The organism is Cellulophaga sp. (assembly GCF_039943695.1).
Taxonomy (GTDB): domain Bacteria; phylum Bacteroidota; class Bacteroidia; order Flavobacteriales; family Flavobacteriaceae; genus Cellulophaga.
Map to the genome: position 1 here is coordinate 1 of NZ_JBDVAA010000123.1, position 1,496 is coordinate 1,496.

General features: G+C 30.1%; 2 protein-coding genes. Both read left to right on the top strand.

Annotated features, from left to right (window positions below; all coding sequences use genetic code 11):
• On the top strand, positions 1 to 1,086 hold a 1,086-nt coding region (locus ABJD66_RS08575), incomplete at its 5' end, for a BT_3928 family protein (protein WP_348130434.1).
• A 1-nt stretch (position 1,087) separates the two neighbouring features.
• Positions 1,088 to 1,496, top strand: a 409-nt coding sequence (locus tag ABJD66_RS08580) for a PH domain-containing protein (RefSeq protein ID WP_348130437.1), incomplete at its 3' end; no start/stop codon positions are given.

The window sequence follows — 1,496 nt, forward strand, 5'->3', positions numbered from 1 at the left end:
TTAGTAGGTTTAAGTAGGGTCTTTGTTGGAATATTATTTATCATAAGCGGATTAATAAAACTTAACGATCCGGTTGGTTTTTCGTTTAAATTAGAAGAATATTTTAGCGTTGGTGTATTAAATATGCCTTTTTTTGAACCTCACGCTTTATCAATCTCTATAGTAGTTGTAATTGTAGAAGTATTACTTGGTATTATGCTTTTGGTTGGTTACAGACCAAAGTTTACAGTATATAGCTTACTAGGGATGATTGTCTTTTTTACCTTTTTAACCTTCTATTCTTTCTATTTTAATAAAGTAACAGATTGTGGTTGCTTTGGAGATGCAATAAAACTTACTCCTTTTCAGTCTTTTATTAAAGACGTAATACTACTATTTTATATTCTACTTTTATTCTTTGGAATTAAACATATAAAGCCACTTTTTAATTTTAATGTCACAAGAGGTATTGTTTTGCTAGGCTTACTTGCCTGTGTGTTATTTGCTAACTACGTACTAGACCATTTGCCTGTTAAAGATTTTAGACCTTATAAAATTGGTGCTAATATAGTAGAAGGTATGTCTGTGCCAGAAGGTGCGCCAGAGCCAATTTTTGATTACGAATGGAAGTTTAATGTAAACGGCGAAGAAAAAATATACGTTACACAAGGAGATTACCCAACTGTAGATGGCGAGTATGTAAGTGTAGAAACTACAGAGGTACAAAAAGGGTACGAGCCACCTATACACGATTTTACAATTGAAAAAGATGGTGAAGATTTTGCATCTTCTTTATTGCAAGAAGATAAGTTGGTTATGGTAATTGCATATGATTTGGCAAAAAGTGATTATGATGCTTTTACGGCAATAAAAACAGTTACAGACAAAGCTATAGCTAAGGGATATAAAGTTATTGGGATGTCTGCTTCTAACAATGATTTATCTAGTCAAATTGTAAAAAAATACAATCTAGATTTTAGTTTTTATTTTACAGATGAAACTGCGTTAAAAACAGTAGTTCGTTCTAATCCGGCTGTTTTGGTATTAGAAAAAGGTACAATTAAACAAAAAGTACATTATAATGATGTAGATGATTTAAAGTTTTAAAATGATTTTTAAAAGTAGAAAAGATAATTTGTTCAATGGTGTTATGATAGTTGTAATACTATTATTATGCTCAGTTCTTTTCTTTAGTATTTTTGATGAAGTTAAAACTACAAACCATATTGTTAGTATAGTAGTCAACGCTTTGGTGCTGTGCTTGTTGTTATGGGTGTTTTATGGTACAAGCTACAAGCTTAATTCTACAACTTTAAGTTATAAAAGTGGTCCGTTTAAAGGTGATATTCTTATTAAAGATATACACCAAATTATAAAAGGTAAAACACTATGGGTTGGTCTTAAGCCAGCTACAGCAAGTAAAGGCTTAATTATAAAATATAATAAGTTTAATGAGGTTTACATAAGCCCAAAAACAAACAATAGCTTTATCAAAGAAATTTTAAAGCATAATAGTT